We start from the raw sequence: 15,099 nt of genomic DNA on the forward strand, positions 1-15,099 counted from the left end.
CGTCAGGAGTTGAAGTCGCAGGCGTAGTGGGTGGTCGCGGTCACCCACGGGTCCGCGAGGCACGCCGTGGCTTCGTGGTCGCTGCGGCCGTCGTCCTCGAACGCGATGGCCTCGTCGTCGATGGCGAGCGGGCCAGCGTCGCGGACCTCTTCGAGCAGGGCTGCGGGCATGTGACGCCTCCAGGTCTTGTCGTGCGTCGGGCGACGGCGCGGGGTGCGGTCGTCGCGGAACCAACGGGCCGGATGGGGCCGGGGTCCTGCTCCACGAAGGTAGGTAGGAATGATTGGCCTGACAAGAGGTCAGAACGCAAAACTTTCACGGATAGTACATATTCGTGAAGGAATAGTGTGCTTGGTGGGGTGTGCCTCGTCGGGTTGTCACACTCTCGGCGTTCGATCCGTCGGGGAGGTGACAGTGCACAACGGAGACCCGAGAGAGGGACCTACTGTGAACGACGCCCGTATGGCCAACCCCGCCGTCGTCATCCCCGAGGCGATGCCGGCGATCCTCAGCGTCGCGAAGGCGGCGCGCAAGGGCGGTGTGCCCGAGTCGACGCTGGAGCTCGTGCACCTGCGCGCGAGCCAGGTCAACGGCTGCAGCTACTGCGTCGTCGGCGGCGTGGCGAGCGCCAGGAAGAACGGCGAGACGGACGAGCGTCTGCACGCCGTCGCCGCCTGGCGCGAGGCGCCGTACTTCACCGACGCCGAGCGCGCGGCCCTGGAGCTGGCCGAGCACATGACCCGCCTCGCCGACCGTGCCGTCGTTCCGGACGAGGTCTGGGACGCCGCGGCCGCTCACTTCGACGAGAAGCAGCTCGCCTCGCTGGTGCTCTGGATCAGCCTGACCAACTTCTTCAACCGCCTCAACGCCACCACCCGCCAGCCCGCCGGCGCGACCTGGTAGGCCCGCGGGCGGTCGCCGAGCGCGACCCGGCCCGGTGCCGGGCGGTCCCGACGGGCCGTCCGGCACCGGCACGCCCGGGTGAGGCGGAACATGAACCCGGCCTGGCTTTCCGGTGAACGCGTGCCGTCGCCCCGGTGTCGCCCATCAAGCGTGCCGCCGGGCCGAGTTGGTGTGGGGGCCGCCGTCGGCGTGGACTCCCGGCGGTCGGCGGCATGTCGCGGTCGACGGGGCCGCCCCGCGGCCGATCATGGCCGCGGCCCCCGCCGACTGTCACCCAGGAGACCGTGATGCCCTTCCAGGCCGCCTCCCCCCGCCGCCGCCGAACCCTGATCCGCGCCGCCACCGTGGCCGCCCTCCTGTTGTCGGGATCGGCCTGCGGGGCGGACACCGAGGCCTCGACCGAGCCCGCCCCCCTCCAGCAGACCAGTGCCGCCATCGCCTGCGACGGGTCCGGGCAGTTGCTGGGTGCGGGCTCGACCGCGCAGGCCAATGCCATCGACATCTGGAAGAACGCCTTCAGCGCCGCCTGTCCGGCGATCACCGTCAACTACGGCGGTGGCGGTTCCGGTGCCGGAGTGCAGCAGTTCACCCAGGGCAAGGTGGCGTTCGCCGGGTCGGACTCGGCGCTGAAGCCGGAGGAGGTCGAGGCCACCAAGGCGGTCTGCACCGGCGGTCAGGGCATCGACCTGCCGATGGTGGCGGGCCTGGTCTCGATCGTCTTCAACGTGGAGGGCGTCGACAGGCTCGTCCTCGACGGTCCGACCGTCGCCAAGATCTTCGACTCCCGGATCACCAAGTGGAACGATCCCGCGATCGCCGCCCTGAACCCGGGCGTCAAGCTGCCGGACGCCGAGATCCAGGCGCTGCACCGCTCGGACGACTCCGGCACCACCGCCAACCTCACCGCCTACCTCGCCGCGACCTCGGGCGGCGCCTGGCCGTACCCGCCGAGCAAGACCTGGGCCGGCAAGGGCGGCCAGTCGGCCAACGGCAGCGCCGGCGTCGCCGCCCAGGTCAAGCAGGTCGACAACTCCATCGGGTACGTCGAGCTCTCGTTCGCCCAGACCAACAACCTCAAGAGCGCCGCCATCGCCACCGGAGCCCCCCAGCCCGTCGACGCCACCGCCGCCAACGCCGCCAACACCTTCGCGAAGGCCCAGGTCGCCGGCACCGGCAGCGACCTCGCCCTGAACCTCGACTACGCGACCAAGGAGGACGGCGCCTACCCGATCGTCCTGGTCACGTACGAGATCGTCTGCGACAAGGGCAACAAGCCCGCCACCCTGCCCGCCCTGAAGTCCTTTCTGACCTACACCATCAGCGACGAGGCCCAGCAGGCCATCGGCCAGAAGGGCTACGTCCCGCTGCCCGCCGAGATCACGAGCAAGGTCAAGGCCGTGATCCCCCAGCTCTCCTGACGGGCCCGCCGGTCCCTGTTACCGCCGCTGGGCCTGTTCCCGCCGCGGGGCCGGAGCAGGGGCGGGGGCCGGAGCGGGGGCCGGGCCGCTGCGCCGGGCGCCGCTGCGTCGGTCAGGGCCAGCCGGCGCCCGGGACGGTGACCTCGACGGCGAGGACCCGACCGCTTCCGGGCCGGACCGGCTCCGCACCCGGGCCGAGCCACTCGGCGGCCGCGACGAACAGGGTTCGGCCGTCCGGGCCGCCGAGCGTGCAGGCGAATCCGCCCCGGTCCAGCTCCACGGTCTCCAGCACCTCGCCGCCCTGGCGGACACGCGCGCAGCGCATGCCCGGCACCGTCGCGTACCAGACCGCGCCCTCGGCGTCGACGCAGATCCCGTCGGGCGCGTCGGCGCCGAGCTCCGCCCACGGCCGGCCCTCCGACAGGCTCCCGTCCGGCCCGATGTCGAACCCGACGAGACGCCGGGCGTACGAGTCGGCGACGACGAGGGTCGAGTTGTCGGGCGTGACGGCCATGCCGTTGGGGAACAGGAGGCCGCCCGCGACGTCACGGGCCGTCCCGTCCGGCGTGACGAGGGTGACGTGGCCGGGCACGGGCTGCTCACCGGCGAGCATGTCGAACCCGATGCGGTTGACGTAGGTGTTGCCACGGCCGTCGACCACGATGTCGTTCCACCAGCGACCGAGCGCGCCGAGGTCCGCCCGGACGGCGAGCGTGCCGTCCGGCTCGCGGCGCAGCAGCCGTGACCGGGGGGAATCGACGATGGTCATCCGGCCGTCGGGCGACCAGGCCGTGCACAGGGGGAGCGCCCCCACCGACGCGACGACCTCCACCGTGCCGTCGGGGCCGACCGCACACACCTCACCGGCGGTCCAGTCGGACACGTAGAGGCGGCCCTGGTGCCATCGAGGTGACTCGACCAGTCCCATGCCCGTGGCGAGGGTCCGAAGCCGTGACACGAGAATCCCCTTCCATCGACACCGTGCCTCCGGTCGACACCGTGCCTCCGGTCGACACCGTGCCTCCGGTCGACACCTGCATCCCGTCCGGAGCGACCGGCCCGCGACCACCGACCGTCGGCCCGAACGCGGGGCTCAGCTCCGGGCCGGGGCGAGAACGACGAAGTCCGCGTTCGACCGGTCGAGGCAGACGGCCAGCCGGCCGACGCCCTCCACGTCCGCAGGCCCCATCTGTACGCTGCCGCCGTTCCCGGTGACCTTCGCGACCGTGGCGTCGCAGTCGTCGACGGCGAAGACCGGGTGCCAGTACGGCCGCCCGCCGGCGAGCGCGAGGTGCTCCTCGGGGAGTTCCAGGAGGCCGCCCTGCATGCGCTCCTCGGGCAGCCCGGCGGGGGTGATGAGGGCGTACGCGCCCTCGCCGCCCGGCAGCTCCATGTCGCTGAACCGCCAGCCGAGGACGCCGCCGTAGAAGTCCTTGGCAGCCGCGGCGTCGCTCGTGTACAGCTCGGTCCAGGACAGCGATCCGGGCCGGTCCACCAGGTCGACGCCCTTGCTCGTCCCGGGCTGCCAGACGGCGAACTGGCCACCCAGCGGGTCGCTGTACTGCGCCATCCGGCCCCAGCCGTCGAGGTCCGTCGGCGCCACCCGCACCGTGCCGCCGGCGCTCTGCACTGCCCGCGTGGTGGCGTCCGCGTCGGTGACGCTGTAGTAGATCATCCAGGCCGAGCGCGCGCCCTCCTCGGTGAGCTTGCCGAGGCCGGCGACGATCTTGCCGTCCTTGCGGAGCATGCCCCCCTCCATCTCCTCGCCCTCGCCCCCCATGGACTCGTAGTCCCAGCCGAGTACGGCGCTGTAGAAGGCGGCGGCGGCGCGGACGTCGGGCGCGCCGAGGTCGAGCCAGCAGGGGGATCCGGGGACGAACTCCGTGGTGATCACGGGATGGCTTCCTTCCGTCGATGCTCCGTGGACCCAGCGTGACACCGGGGGCCGACGGCCGCTCGCCGACGGGTGCCTGGTGACGCGGGGTGCACAGGTGGGGAAGCCGTGACTGTTCGACGCCGGCTCCGCCCGGCCCGCCCGGCCCGCCCGCCGCGCCTGCCGCGCCCGGCCCGCCCGCCGCGCCCGGCCCGCCCGGCCCGCTTGGCGCGGGCGGGCCGGGACGGACCGGTCCTCCGGGTGTCAGGCGTGGATGCCCTGGCCCGGGGTCAGGATGCCCGCGGGGTCGAAGCGGCGCTTCGCGGCCACCGCGTCCGCCCAGCGGGCGCCGTAGTGCCGGCGCCAGTCCGCCCGCGTCATCCCCGGGATCGCCCCGATCAGGTACCGCTTGCCGCCCAGCGCCACCGCCCGCTCGTACAGCCGCCGGTTGCGCTCCAGCGCCGGCGCCGGATCGGTGCCCGGGGCCGGGAACGAGATCAGGTCGAAGTGCCAGCCCACCGGCTCGGCCGGCATCACCGCCATCGGGCGGGTGAACCGGTCGGTCCGGAACGGGTAGAAGAGCAGCAGCCCGGCGCCCAGGTCCGCAGGCGTGAGCAGCTCGGCCGCCTCCCGCATGAACGCCTCGGTGGTCGAGGCGGGCAGGAAGAGGCTCAGCCAGGGCTTCGGCTGCCCCCAGAACCCGGCCGCCTTCAGGTACTCCGCGAAACCGTCCACCCGGAAGGCGTACTCCCGGGCGGTCTGGTCCACCACCGCGGTCTCCGCCGTGATGCAGTTCAGCCCGCGCAGCAGCGCCCCGCGGTCCGGCACCGCCGAGCCGTCGTAGTGGGCGACCGCCTCCACCCTGTACCGCCACCCGGTGCCCGCGGCGTTCCGCACCACCTCGCCCACCTGCAGGTCGAACCGCTGCTCGGCGGTCAGCCGCTCCTGGTCGGCGAGGTAGGTCCGCAGGTCGTCGTAGAAGAGGTTGACCACCAGCGCCCGCTCCCGCGCCGGCACCAGCCGCAGCGTCGCGCGGACGATGATCCCGGCCTGGCCGCCGCCGGCCAGCACCGCCTCGAAGAGCGCCCGGTCGGCCGTGGCCGAGGCGGTCACCAGCTGCCCGGTGCCGGTGACCACGTCGACGGACTCGACGGTGTCCACCTGGAGCCCGTGCCGCTGCACGCCGCCGCCGATCCCGCCGACGCTCAGCGTCCCGCCGACCGACAGGTGCAGGTAGTCCGTCAGGCAGGGCGGCGTCCAGCCCTGGGCCAGGGCCGCGTCGGTCAGCTGCGCCCACGTGACCCCGGCCTCGACGACGGCCCGGCCGGGCGTGATGCTCAGGATCCGGTTCAGGCCGCGCGCGTCGATCGCGACACCGCCGGCCGCGGCGGCCTGCCCGTAGTTGGAGTGCGACTCCAGCTCGGCCGCCCCGCCGGTGCCGCCCTGGCCGTTCATCGCGACGGGGATCCGGTGCCGGTGCGCGAAGGCGACCACCGCCGAGACGTCGCGCACCGACCCCGGCCGCAGCACGGCCCGGGGCGCGGTCGCGACCAGGTGCCCGAAGTCGCTCCCGAAGCGCGCGAGCGTTCCCGGATCGGCGACGACGCTCCCGTCCAGCCGCGGCAGCGCGGCGAGGTCGGCGGCCGGGGCGGGGCCGCCGGCGGTGGCGTCGGTGTCGGCGGTGTCGGCGTCGGTGCCGGTGACGGCCCAGGAGCGCCCGGCGGTGTGCCACCCGATGACCGTCGCGGCTGCGCCCACGAGCAGTCCGCGACGCGGCAGAGCTGACTTGCTCATTCCAGTTCTCTCCGATCGATCGTCAAATCGGCTGTGTTGTACCCAAGCCGGAACGTACACACGTGCAGTCGGCCCGCCCCGGGCGGAGTACCCGGGGCGGCCGTGGGCACTACAGCGTCTGACGGGCCGCCAGGGCCCGGGTGAGCATCTTCGCGCGGAACGGATTCCGCTCGTCCAGGGCCCGCGCCACGGCGACCGCCTCGTCCAGCAGCGCGGTCCGGGCCTGCGGCAGGTCGCGCAGCGCGGGCGAGCCGGCCGCCTCCACCAGGACGTACGCCAGCTTGGAGCCGTACACCTCCGGTTCGACGGCGGTCAGCAGCCGGTACACGCCGAGGGCGTTCGGGCCGCGCAGGACCCGCCGGTCGGTGCTCATCAGCAGCATCCGGGCCCGCAGCACCGCATCCTGGTTCACCATCTGTTTCCCCCTCGCTCGGCCACTCGTCCGCCCGGCCGCCTGGGCAGCACGACGTGCGCGCCGGCGCCCGGGGACGGGTGCCGGCACGGGGCCGGGGGAGTGGATGCCGACGAGTCTGCGGTGTCGGCGCGGTGCCGGACAAGGCCGGTCGGACGTGTGCTGAGTCCTACCGGCGGCGCTCCTGACCTGGCATGATGTGGTCTGACACGCTGCCGCGGACTCCTCGGTGCGACGCCGCGCCCCTGCCGGAGCCGCCGGCCCGCCGTCGCCGGCCGACGCCGCGTCGGAGCGGGCGGCCGGGCCCGCACGGGAGGGGCCTATCCTGACGGCATGTTCGTACTGGAGCTGACGTACACCGCACCGCTGGACCGCATCGACGCCGTGCTGCCGGAGCACGTGACCTGGCTGAAGGGGCACTACGAGGCCGGGACGTTCCTCGCCTCGGGGCGCAAGGTGCCGCGGGACGGCGGGATGGTCCTCGCCGTCGCCGAGGACCGCGCGGCGATCGAGGCGATCACCGGCAGCGATCCCTTCACGCTGGCCGGGCTGGCCGAGTACCGGGTGACGGAGTTCGTCGCGTCCACCACCGCTCCGGCGCTCGACGCCTTCCGCGAGCAGCTGCCCGCCTGACCGGCGGTGCCGGGCCCGGTGCGTCCTCGCCCCGAACGGGCGGACCGCACGCCCTCGCCTCACCCCGCCCCGTTCCGTGCCCGGTACGGGGCGGGGGCATGTTCTGGTTACGATCGGTGAGCACGGGGCAGCACGCGCCGGGCCGCGCGACCGCGGGCCGGCGCACCGACAGGGAACAGGTGGGAGACACCCATGGCACACGCACGGGCCGGCCAGCCGGCACAGCCGGACGACCTGGTCGACGTGGCGCGGCTGGTGACGGCGTACTACGCGCTGCACCCGGACCCGGAGGAGCCGGGCCAGCGGGTGGCGTTCGGGACCTCGGGGCACCGCGGCTCCTCGCTCGACGCGGCCTTCAACGAGGACCACATCGCCGCGACCACCCAGGCGATCTGCGAGTACCGGGCCGAGCAGGGCATCACCGGCCCGCTGTTCCTCGGCGCGGACACCCACGCGCTCTCCGAGCCGGCCCGGGTGACCGCGGTGGAGGTGCTGGCGGCCAACGGCGTCGACGTCCTGCTGGACAGCGCCGACGGCTACACGCCGACCCCGGCCGTCTCGCACGCGATCCTCGCGCACAACCGCCGCCGCCCGCAGGCCCTCGCCGACGGCATCGTGGTCACGCCCTCGCACAACCCGCCGCGCGACGGCGGCTTCAAGTACAACCCCCCGAGCGGAGGCCCGGCCGGCTCCGAGGCGACCGGCTGGATCCAGGACCGCGCCAACGCGCTGATCCGCGACGGCCTGCGGGGCGTCAAGCGGGTCCCGTACGCGCGGGCGCTGGCCGCCGCCACCACCGGGCGCCACGACTTCCTCACCGCCTACACCGACGACCTGGTCTCGGTGCTGGACCTGGACGCCGTGCGCGCGGCCGGCCTGCACATCGGCGCGGACCCGCTGGGCGGCGCCTCCGTCGCCTACTGGGCGCGGATCGCCGAGACGCACCGCCTCGACCTGACCGTGGTCAACCCGGTCACCGACCCGACCTGGCGGTTCATGACGCTGGACTGGGACGGCAAGATCCGGATGGACTGCTCCTCGCCCGCCGCGATGGCCTCGCTGATCGGCCGCCGGAACGAGTACGCGATCGCCACCGGCAACGACGCCGACGCCGACCGGCACGGCATCGTCACCCCGGACGGCGGGCTGATGAACCCCAACCACTACCTGGCCGTCGCCGTCGACTACCTCTACCGCCACCGCGCCGACTGGCCGTCGGACGCGGCGGTGGGCAAGACCCTGGTGTCCTCGTCGATGCTGGACCGGGTCGCGGCCGACCTCAAGCGCGAGCTGGTCGAGGTCCCGGTCGGCTTCAAGTGGTTCGTGGACGGGCTGCGGGAGGGCTCGATCGCCTTCGGCGGCGAGGAGTCGGCCGGGGCGTCGTTCCTGCGCCGCGACGGCGGTGTCTGGACCACCGACAAGGACGGCATCCTGCTCGCCCTGCTGGCCTCGGAGATCACCGCCGTGACCGGCCGCACGCCCAGCGAGTACTACCGCGACCTGACCGGGAAGTTCGGCGCGCCCTCCTACGCGCGGGTGGACGCCCCGGCCGACCGGGAGCAGAAGGCGCTGCTGGCGCGTCTCTCGCCGCAGCAGGTGAAGGCCGGGGAGCTGGCCGGCGAGCCGATCACCGCCGTCCTCACCGAGGCGCCCGGCAACGGGGCGGCCATCGGCGGCATCAAGGTGTGCACCGAGAACGCCTGGTTCGCCGCCCGTCCGTCCGGCACCGAGGACGTCTACAAGATCTACGCGGAGTCCTTCCAGGGAGACGAGCACCTCGCCCGGGTCCAGGCGGAGGCCCGCGAGCTGGTGAGCGAGGTCCTGGCCGGCCCCGCGAGCTGACCCCGCGCCGCGCGGGCCCCCTGCACCCGCGCGACCCCGCTGCGCCCCGGGCCCGTGCACCCCTGGGCGTCCGCGCCTCGTGCCGCGTCCCCGTCCGGTCCCTCCGGGCGGGGACGCTTCGTTCCGCCCGCCCCCTCGCTCGCCCGCCCTCTCGCTCGCTCGCCCGCCCGATCCGGTGCGATCGACGCTGCGTCAGGAGGGGATGGGCGGTGAGCTGCGCCGATGCGCCCCGGCCGTTCGGCGGGGGCCGAACGGCGGGTGCGTTTCAGGCCGGGTGACTCATTGTCATGGGCAGATTAGACATCAAGTTACTTTCCGGTAATCTCAGGTCGTCCCACGGGTGAACCATGATCCACCCGCAGCTCCCCCCGCAGCTCCCTGAAGGAACCACACACGTGTCCCTGTCCTGGTCCCGCCGGTCCGGCCGCCTCGTGCGGGCGGCCCTGGCCGCCGCCGCAGCCACCACCCTGCTCGCCGTCGTCCCGCCCCTGCCGGCCCACGCGGACACCGCGTCCGGCAGCGCCGGGGACGCCGCCGACACCGCCCATCTCGACGCGGTCGAGCGCGCCCTCCGCGAGGTGGCGCCGGGCCTGGAGGGCACGGTGTGGCAGCGGACCGAGGGCAACAGCCTGCACGCCACCGCCGACAACCCGGCCGGCTGGCTGCTGCAGACCCCGGGCTGCTGGGGCGACGCCGCCTGCACCGACCGCCCCGGCACCCGCGCCCTGCTGGACCGGATGCGGGCCGACGTCTCCGCCGCCACCCGGACCGTCGACGTCTCCACCCTCGCGCCGTTCCCCAACGGCGGCTTCCAGGACGCCCTCGTCGACGGGCTCAAGGCCTCCGTCGCCGCGGGCAACCGGCTCCAGGTCCGCATCCTGGTCGGTGCCGCGCCGGTCTACAACGCCAACGTCCTGCCGTCCCGCTACCGTGACGAGCTGGTCGCCAAGCTCGGCCCCGCCGCCGGCTCGGTCACCCTCACCGTGGCCTCCATGACCACCTCGCGCACCGCGCTCTCCTGGAACCACTCCAAGCTGCTGGTGGTCGACGGGCGCAGCGTGGTGGCCGGCGGCATCAACGGCTGGAAGGACGACTACCTCGACACCGCCCACCCGGTGTCGGACGTCGACCTCGCCCTGACCGGCCCGGCCGCCACCTCCGCCGCCCGCTACCTGGACACCCTCTGGGAGTGGACCTGCGGCCGCACCGGCGTGTTCGACAACGCCTGGTTCGCCTCCAGCAACGGCGGCTCGTGCCGGCCCTCGTTGGAGCGCGACCTCAACCCCGCGGCGCCCGCCACCGGCACCGTGCCGGTGATCGCGGTGGGCGGCCTCGGCGTCGGCATCAAGACCAACGACCCGTCCTCGGCGTACCGTCAGGGCCCGGTCCCCGGTGTCTCCGACACCAAGTGCGGCCCGCTCGGCCTGCACGACAACACCAACGCCGACCGCGACTACGAGACGGTGAACCCGGAGGAGAACGCCCTGCGCGCGCTCGTCTCCAGCGCCACCAGCCACGTCGAGATCTCGCAGCAGGACATGAACGGCACCTGCCCGCCGCTGCCCCGCTACGACGCCCGGCTCTACGAGCTGCTGGCCGCCAAGCTCGCGGCCGGCGTCAAGGTGCGGATCGTGGTGAGCGACCCGGCCAACCGCGGCGCGGTCGGCAGCGGCGGCTACTCGCAGATCAAGTCCCTGTCCGAGATCAGCGACGTCCTCAAGTCCCGGCTGACCGCCCTCACCGGCGACCCGGCCAAGGCCGGTGCCGCGCTCTGCGGCAACCTCCAGCTCGCCTCCTTCCGCGTCGCCGACGCCCCCACCTGGGCGGACGGCCACCCGTACCAGCTGCACCACAAGCTGGTCGCGGTGGACGGCTCGACGTTCTACATCGGGTCCAAGAACCTCTACCCGGCCTGGCTGCAGGACTTCGGCTACGTCGTCGAGGACAAGCCGGCCGCGGCGCAGCTGGACCGTGACCTGCTCGCCCCGCAGTGGCGCTACTCCCGCGCCGCCGCGACCGTCGACTGGACGACGGGCCTCTGCAAGGCCTGACGCCCGGTACCGCACAGGCGGCCGCGCCCCGGACCACGTGCTGGTCCGGGGCGCGGCCGCTCCGCCGTTCGGTGCGTCACCGATCAGGGCCGGTCGTCGATCAGGGCCGGTCGTCGAGCAGGCTCGCGTCGCGGGTCCGCTCGCGGGAGCGGCAGGGGAGGTGACGGCTCAGCGCGTCACCGCAGTTGGCGGCGGCGAGCCGGCGGAGCACCTCGACGACGCGGGTGGTGGTGGGCCGGGCCCAGGAGCGCAGGGCGGCCTCGGCGCGGGCGTCGGCGCGGACGACGGCGGCGACGAGGACGCGGCCGGTGCGGAGCAGCACGGCGGCCGCGCGGGCGGCGCACCGGCAGGCGATCTGCAGGGGACGGGCGAAGCGGTTCACGCGCATGCAACGTGCCGGTGACCAGGGTGGTTGTGGCCGGAACCGGGCCCGCGGACGCACTCGCCGCGGCGCGCGCCCCTCACCCGCGCCGTGCACCTCGGCCCAGCCCGAGCCCCCTCCGCGCCGCACGCCCGGCCCCCTCACACCCGCCTCACAGGTGCCACACACCCACCTCACCCCCACTCCGCACGCCACCCACGGGGCGCGCTACGGAGCACGGCGGTTGGCGAACGTCCGTCAGTGGCATGCCATAGGGTCCGCTCATGATCACGCGTCCCACTGGGCAGGCGGAGGGGCCGTACGATGCCGCCTTCCTGCCGCGCCGCCAGATGACCCTCAGGGCCGCCGAGCAGCCGATCTCCGATCCGGTGGCCAAGCTCGGTGGGCAACCCGTATGGCTGGCCGAGCCCACCTGGCCGGTGGACCCGTCCACCGGGCGCCCCCTGGTCTTCGTCGGACAGTTTCCGATCCCCGGAGACGAACTCCGCCTGGCCTACCTCTTCATCGACGAGGAAGACGTCATCATGGGAGGGACCGACCCGGAGGCCGGTGACGCCGTCCTGCTCGTGCAGCCCGGCGGACGCATCCCCTCCTTCGCTGTCATCGGACCGTCCGGCACGCAGGGCCGGACGCTCTGGCGCTGGGGCCCGGACGACTCCGAGATCCCGGTCGAGTGGCATGTCGACCTGCAACCGATTCCCCCCGGGATCGACCGCTCGATCGACGATCAGGCGGCGTTCGAGCGGGGCATGCGGGGCGAGGGCCCTCGCGTACAGCTGCCCGGCGGCGAGGACCTGCACGACTACGTCGGCGGCACCGCCTGCTACCCCAACCACCGTGCGCGCGTCGGCGCCCCGTGGCAGTTCCTCTTCAAGATCAGCGACGCCGGCGAGGCCGAGGGCGATCCGTACTTCCTCAACTTCGGCTATGGCTACGGCTTCGGCTTCGTCAGCCCCGACCACCGCGAAGGCCGCTTCTTCTGGGCGCGCCCATGAGCGCCCACCGGCCAGGACGGCACGGGGCGCCGCGTCACCGGGCCGCCCGCGGCGGGCGCACCGCCTCGGTCTCGGGGTCGCTCAGCGCAGCTTCGGCGAGAGCCGGTGGCCCGGCGACCTCGGTGCCCCGCAGGTCCGAAAGCAGTCGTGGGAGAGCGGCCGTCCCCCGGGCATGACGGGATCGCCGGAAGGGTGCATGTAGTCCATCAACCGACTTCTCTTGTCGATGAACTGACGATCAATCAGCATGGTTCTCCGGGGGAGAGGCGGAGGGGGTGGGCCATGGGCCTGAGGCAGGGGTTCGGTCGGGTGTGTGTCGTTCTCGGGTCGGCCGCGGTGGTGACGGTCGGAACGGGCGGGGCGTTCCCCGCGGCGGCGGCCGCTCCGGAGGGGGTGGTCCAGGGCGCCCGGTCGCCGCACGCGGTGCCGGGAAGCTATCTCGTCGTCCTCAAGGCGCCGCCGGCCGGCGGGCGTTCGGTGGCGAGCGGGGCGCACGGGCTGGCCCGCGCGTACGGCGGCACGGTCCGGCGGGTCTACGACGCGGCGCTGAACGGGTTCTCCGTGGAGCTCTCCGAGCGGCAGGCGCGGCGGCTGGCCGCCGACCCGGCCGTCGCGGTGGTCTCGCAGAACCGCCGGGTCGGGATGGACGGCAGCCAGAACGAACCGCAGTCCTGGGGCCTGGACCGGATCGACCAGCGCCGGTTCCCGTACGACAATCGCTACACCTACCCGGACTCGGGCGGGCGCGGTGTGACGGCGTACATCGTCGACACCGGTGTCCGCGTCACCCAGGAGGAGTTCGCGGGGCGGGCCTCGTACGGCTTCGACGCCGTCGACGGCGACACCGTCGCCGAGGACGGCCACGGCCACGGCACGCACGTGGCGGGCACGGTGGCGAGCAGCGAGTTCGGGGTCGCGAAGAACGCCTCGATCGTCGCCGTGCGCGTCCTGAACGACGACGGTGAGGGCACCACCGAGCAGGTGGTGGCCGGCATCGACTGGGTGACCCGGCACGCCGTCCGCCCCGCGCTGGTCAACATGAGCCTGGGCAGCGAGCCGGACCCGGTGTTCGACGCGGCCGTGGCCAACTCGATCGCGAGCGGGCTCACCTACACGGTGGCGGCCGGGAACGACTCCATCGACGCCTCCGACCACTCGCCGGCGCGCGTGCCCACCGCGATCACGGTCGGCGCCACCGGTTCGGACGACGCCCGCGCCTCCTTCTCCAACTACGGCCCGCTGGTGGACCTGTTCGCCCCCGGGGTGGACATCGTGTCGACACTGAACTGCAGCGACTACGGCGGGTTCGGTATATCCATGTCGGGCACCTCGATGGCCGCCCCGCACGTGGCGGGCGCGGCCGCGCTCTACCTCGCGGACCACCCGACGGCCACGCCGGCGCAGGTGGTGGCCGCACTGACCGCTGCGGCCACCATCGGGTCCGTCGTCGACGCGGGCCCGGGCTCGCCCGACCGGCTGCTCTACACCGGGACGGTGCCGAACCGGCCGCGCGGTCCGGTGTTCGCCGGTACGCCCGGGGTGCCGATCTCGGGCGTCGGGGCGGTGGAGTCCCGGGTCACCGTCGGCGGGGTGTCCGGCAAGGCACCCCGAGACCTGGAGGTCCTGGTCGACATCGGCTACCAGTGGCGCGGCGACCTGCGGGTCGAGCTGGTCGCCCCGGACGGCGCGGTCTTCCTCCTGCGGGACGAGGACATCGCGGACGGGACGCCCGACATCGTGGGTGTGTTCGGCGCCGACGCCTCGGCCCACACCGCCGCCGGCGTGTGGCGGCTGCGGGTGACGGACCTCCACGGGTACTGGGACGGCACGATCAACAGCTGGTCACTGCGGTTCTGACAGTGTCCGGTGGCGCCCCGGCCGGGGCGAGGGGGCTCAGCCGGTGGCGAGGGGGGTCGCCTCTTCGCGGATCAGCTCGCGCAGTGCGGCCAGGCGGGGCCGGTGGTCGTCCAGCCGCCACTGCATCTCCAGTGGCAGGGCGGCCGGTCCGGCGAGCGGCACGGTGACCACGTCCTCGGTGAGGTGGCCGGCCAGTGAGGCCGGGACGAGGGAGAAGGCGCGGTTCTGCGAGAGCAGGTAGAGCCGGGAGCCGACGATCCTGGGCGGGCTGACCAGGACCGGCGGCTCCACGCCGTGGTCGGCGCAGAGGCCGAGGACGTGGTCGTAGTAGCGCGGGTGCTGCTCGCGCGGCCACAGGAGCAGCGGGAGGTCGCCGAGGTCGTGCAGGTGGACGGCGGCGCGCCCGGCGAGGGCGTGGCCGCGGCTGAGCGCCACCCGGACGGGTTCGTCGAGGAGCTTCTCGCGCCGGTAGCCGGGCGTCTCGTCGAGGAAGCGGCCGAGGCCGATGTCGGCGAGCTCGGCGGCCAGGGTGGCGGAGACCTGGCCGGTGTCGACGGCGAGCTCGACGGTCTCCAGCGCCGGCAGCTCCCGCTCGGCGCGGCTGACCACGGCGGGCAGCAGACGGTTCATCACACTGGGGGAGGCGACGATCCGGGCGAGGCCGAGCCGGGACTCCTCGTGCAACCGGACCCGGGCGAGCAGCGTGCCGGCCCGGTCGAGCAGCCCGGCGGCCTCGGTGGCCATCACCTCGCCCGCCGAGGTCAGCACCACCGCCCGGCGGCTGCGGTCGAAGAGCTCGACCCCGACGGTCCGCTCAAGCCGGGCCACCTCCTGGCTGACCGTCGGCTGCGAGATGTGCAGCCGCTCGGCGGCCCGGCCGAAGTGCAGGGTGTCGGCGACGGCGAGGAAGACTTCGAGCTGACGCAAGGTGAATCCCAT

General features: G+C 73.9%; 14 protein-coding genes. 7 read left to right on the forward strand and 7 right to left on the reverse strand.

The window, feature by feature from the left end; genetic code table 11:
* Positions 1-2 precede the first annotated feature (2 nt).
* Positions 3-170 (reverse strand): SflA family class IV lanthipeptide, encoded by a 168-nt coding sequence (locus RMN57_RS35725; protein WP_313767454.1) that lies wholly within the window; start codon positions 168-170, stop codon positions 3-5.
* A gap of 292 nt (positions 171-462) precedes the next feature.
* Between RMN57_RS35725 and RMN57_RS35730 the strand changes: the two genes are divergently transcribed.
* Positions 463-903: a carboxymuconolactone decarboxylase family protein gene (locus tag RMN57_RS35730; RefSeq protein ID WP_313768072.1), complete on the forward strand. Its 441-nt coding sequence runs from the start codon at positions 463-465 to the stop codon at positions 901-903.
* Between the two features lie 287 nt (positions 904-1,190).
* A complete protein-coding gene (pstS, locus tag RMN57_RS35735; RefSeq protein ID WP_313767455.1) occupies positions 1,191-2,321 on the forward strand; it encodes a phosphate ABC transporter substrate-binding protein PstS in 1,131 nt (376 codons plus the stop codon).
* A gap of 112 nt (positions 2,322-2,433) precedes the next feature.
* Here the strand turns inward: pstS and RMN57_RS35740 are convergent, their stop codons facing one another.
* The 4 genes from RMN57_RS35740 to RMN57_RS35755 all read right to left on the reverse strand — a co-directional run bounded on the left by RMN57_RS35740 (position 2,434) and on the right by RMN57_RS35755 (position 6,403).
* A complete protein-coding gene (locus tag RMN57_RS35740) occupies positions 2,434-3,279 on the reverse strand; it encodes an SMP-30/gluconolactonase/LRE family protein (RefSeq protein WP_313767456.1) in 846 nt (281 codons plus the stop codon).
* 135 nt (positions 3,280-3,414) lie between these two features.
* On the reverse strand, positions 3,415-4,215 hold the full coding sequence (locus tag RMN57_RS35745; protein ID WP_313767457.1) for a VOC family protein: 801 nt from the start codon (positions 4,213-4,215) through the stop codon (positions 3,415-3,417).
* A gap of 243 nt (positions 4,216-4,458) precedes the next feature.
* Complete coding sequence (locus RMN57_RS35750) at positions 4,459-5,988, reverse strand: FAD-binding protein (RefSeq protein ID WP_313767458.1); 1,530 nt, start codon at positions 5,986-5,988, stop codon at positions 4,459-4,461.
* A gap of 109 nt (positions 5,989-6,097) precedes the next feature.
* Entirely contained in the window at positions 6,098-6,403 is a 306-nt protein-coding gene (locus RMN57_RS35755; RefSeq protein WP_313767459.1) for a hypothetical protein, read from the reverse strand.
* A gap of 330 nt (positions 6,404-6,733) precedes the next feature.
* On the opposite strand from RMN57_RS35755, the gene RMN57_RS35760 reads away from it, so the two are divergent.
* The 3 genes from RMN57_RS35760 (at position 6,734) to RMN57_RS35770 (ending at position 10,926) form a co-directional block, all read left to right on the forward strand.
* Positions 6,734-7,033 (forward strand): YciI family protein, encoded by a 300-nt coding sequence (locus RMN57_RS35760; RefSeq protein ID WP_313767460.1) that lies wholly within the window; start codon positions 6,734-6,736, stop codon positions 7,031-7,033.
* 192 nt (positions 7,034-7,225) lie between these two features.
* Entirely contained in the window at positions 7,226-8,875 is a 1,650-nt protein-coding gene (pgm, locus tag RMN57_RS35765; RefSeq protein ID WP_313767461.1) for a phosphoglucomutase (alpha-D-glucose-1,6-bisphosphate-dependent), read from the forward strand.
* A gap of 395 nt (positions 8,876-9,270) precedes the next feature.
* Positions 9,271-10,926, forward strand: a complete 1,656-nt coding sequence (locus RMN57_RS35770) for a phospholipase D-like domain-containing protein (RefSeq protein WP_313767462.1) — start codon at positions 9,271-9,273, stop codon at positions 10,924-10,926.
* Between the two features lie 100 nt (positions 10,927-11,026).
* Here RMN57_RS35770 and RMN57_RS35775 read toward each other — a convergent pair whose 3' ends face one another.
* Positions 11,027-11,308 (reverse strand): hypothetical protein, encoded by a 282-nt coding sequence (locus RMN57_RS35775; protein WP_313767463.1) that lies wholly within the window; start codon positions 11,306-11,308, stop codon positions 11,027-11,029.
* Between the two features lie 263 nt (positions 11,309-11,571).
* On the opposite strand from RMN57_RS35775, the gene RMN57_RS35780 reads away from it, so the two are divergent.
* Positions 11,572-12,303 (forward strand): hypothetical protein, encoded by a 732-nt coding sequence (locus RMN57_RS35780; RefSeq protein ID WP_313767464.1) that lies wholly within the window; start codon positions 11,572-11,574, stop codon positions 12,301-12,303.
* A 282-nt stretch (positions 12,304-12,585) separates the two neighbouring features.
* The gene (locus RMN57_RS35785; protein WP_380235211.1) at positions 12,586-14,160 is read left to right on the forward strand and encodes a S8 family serine peptidase; all 1,575 of its coding nucleotides are present in this window, start codon (positions 12,586-12,588) and stop codon (positions 14,158-14,160) included.
* Between the two features lie 36 nt (positions 14,161-14,196).
* Here the strand turns inward: RMN57_RS35785 and RMN57_RS35790 are convergent, their stop codons facing one another.
* Positions 14,197-15,099 carry a LysR substrate-binding domain-containing protein gene (locus RMN57_RS35790; protein ID WP_313767466.1) on the reverse strand — a complete coding sequence of 301 codons (903 nt, stop codon included), beginning with the start codon at positions 15,097-15,099 and terminating at the stop codon, positions 14,197-14,199.

The sequence above is a fragment of the Kitasatospora sp. CM 4170 genome, assembly GCF_032110285.1.
Taxonomy (GTDB): Bacteria; Actinomycetota; Actinomycetes; order Streptomycetales; family Streptomycetaceae; genus Kitasatospora; species Kitasatospora aburaviensis.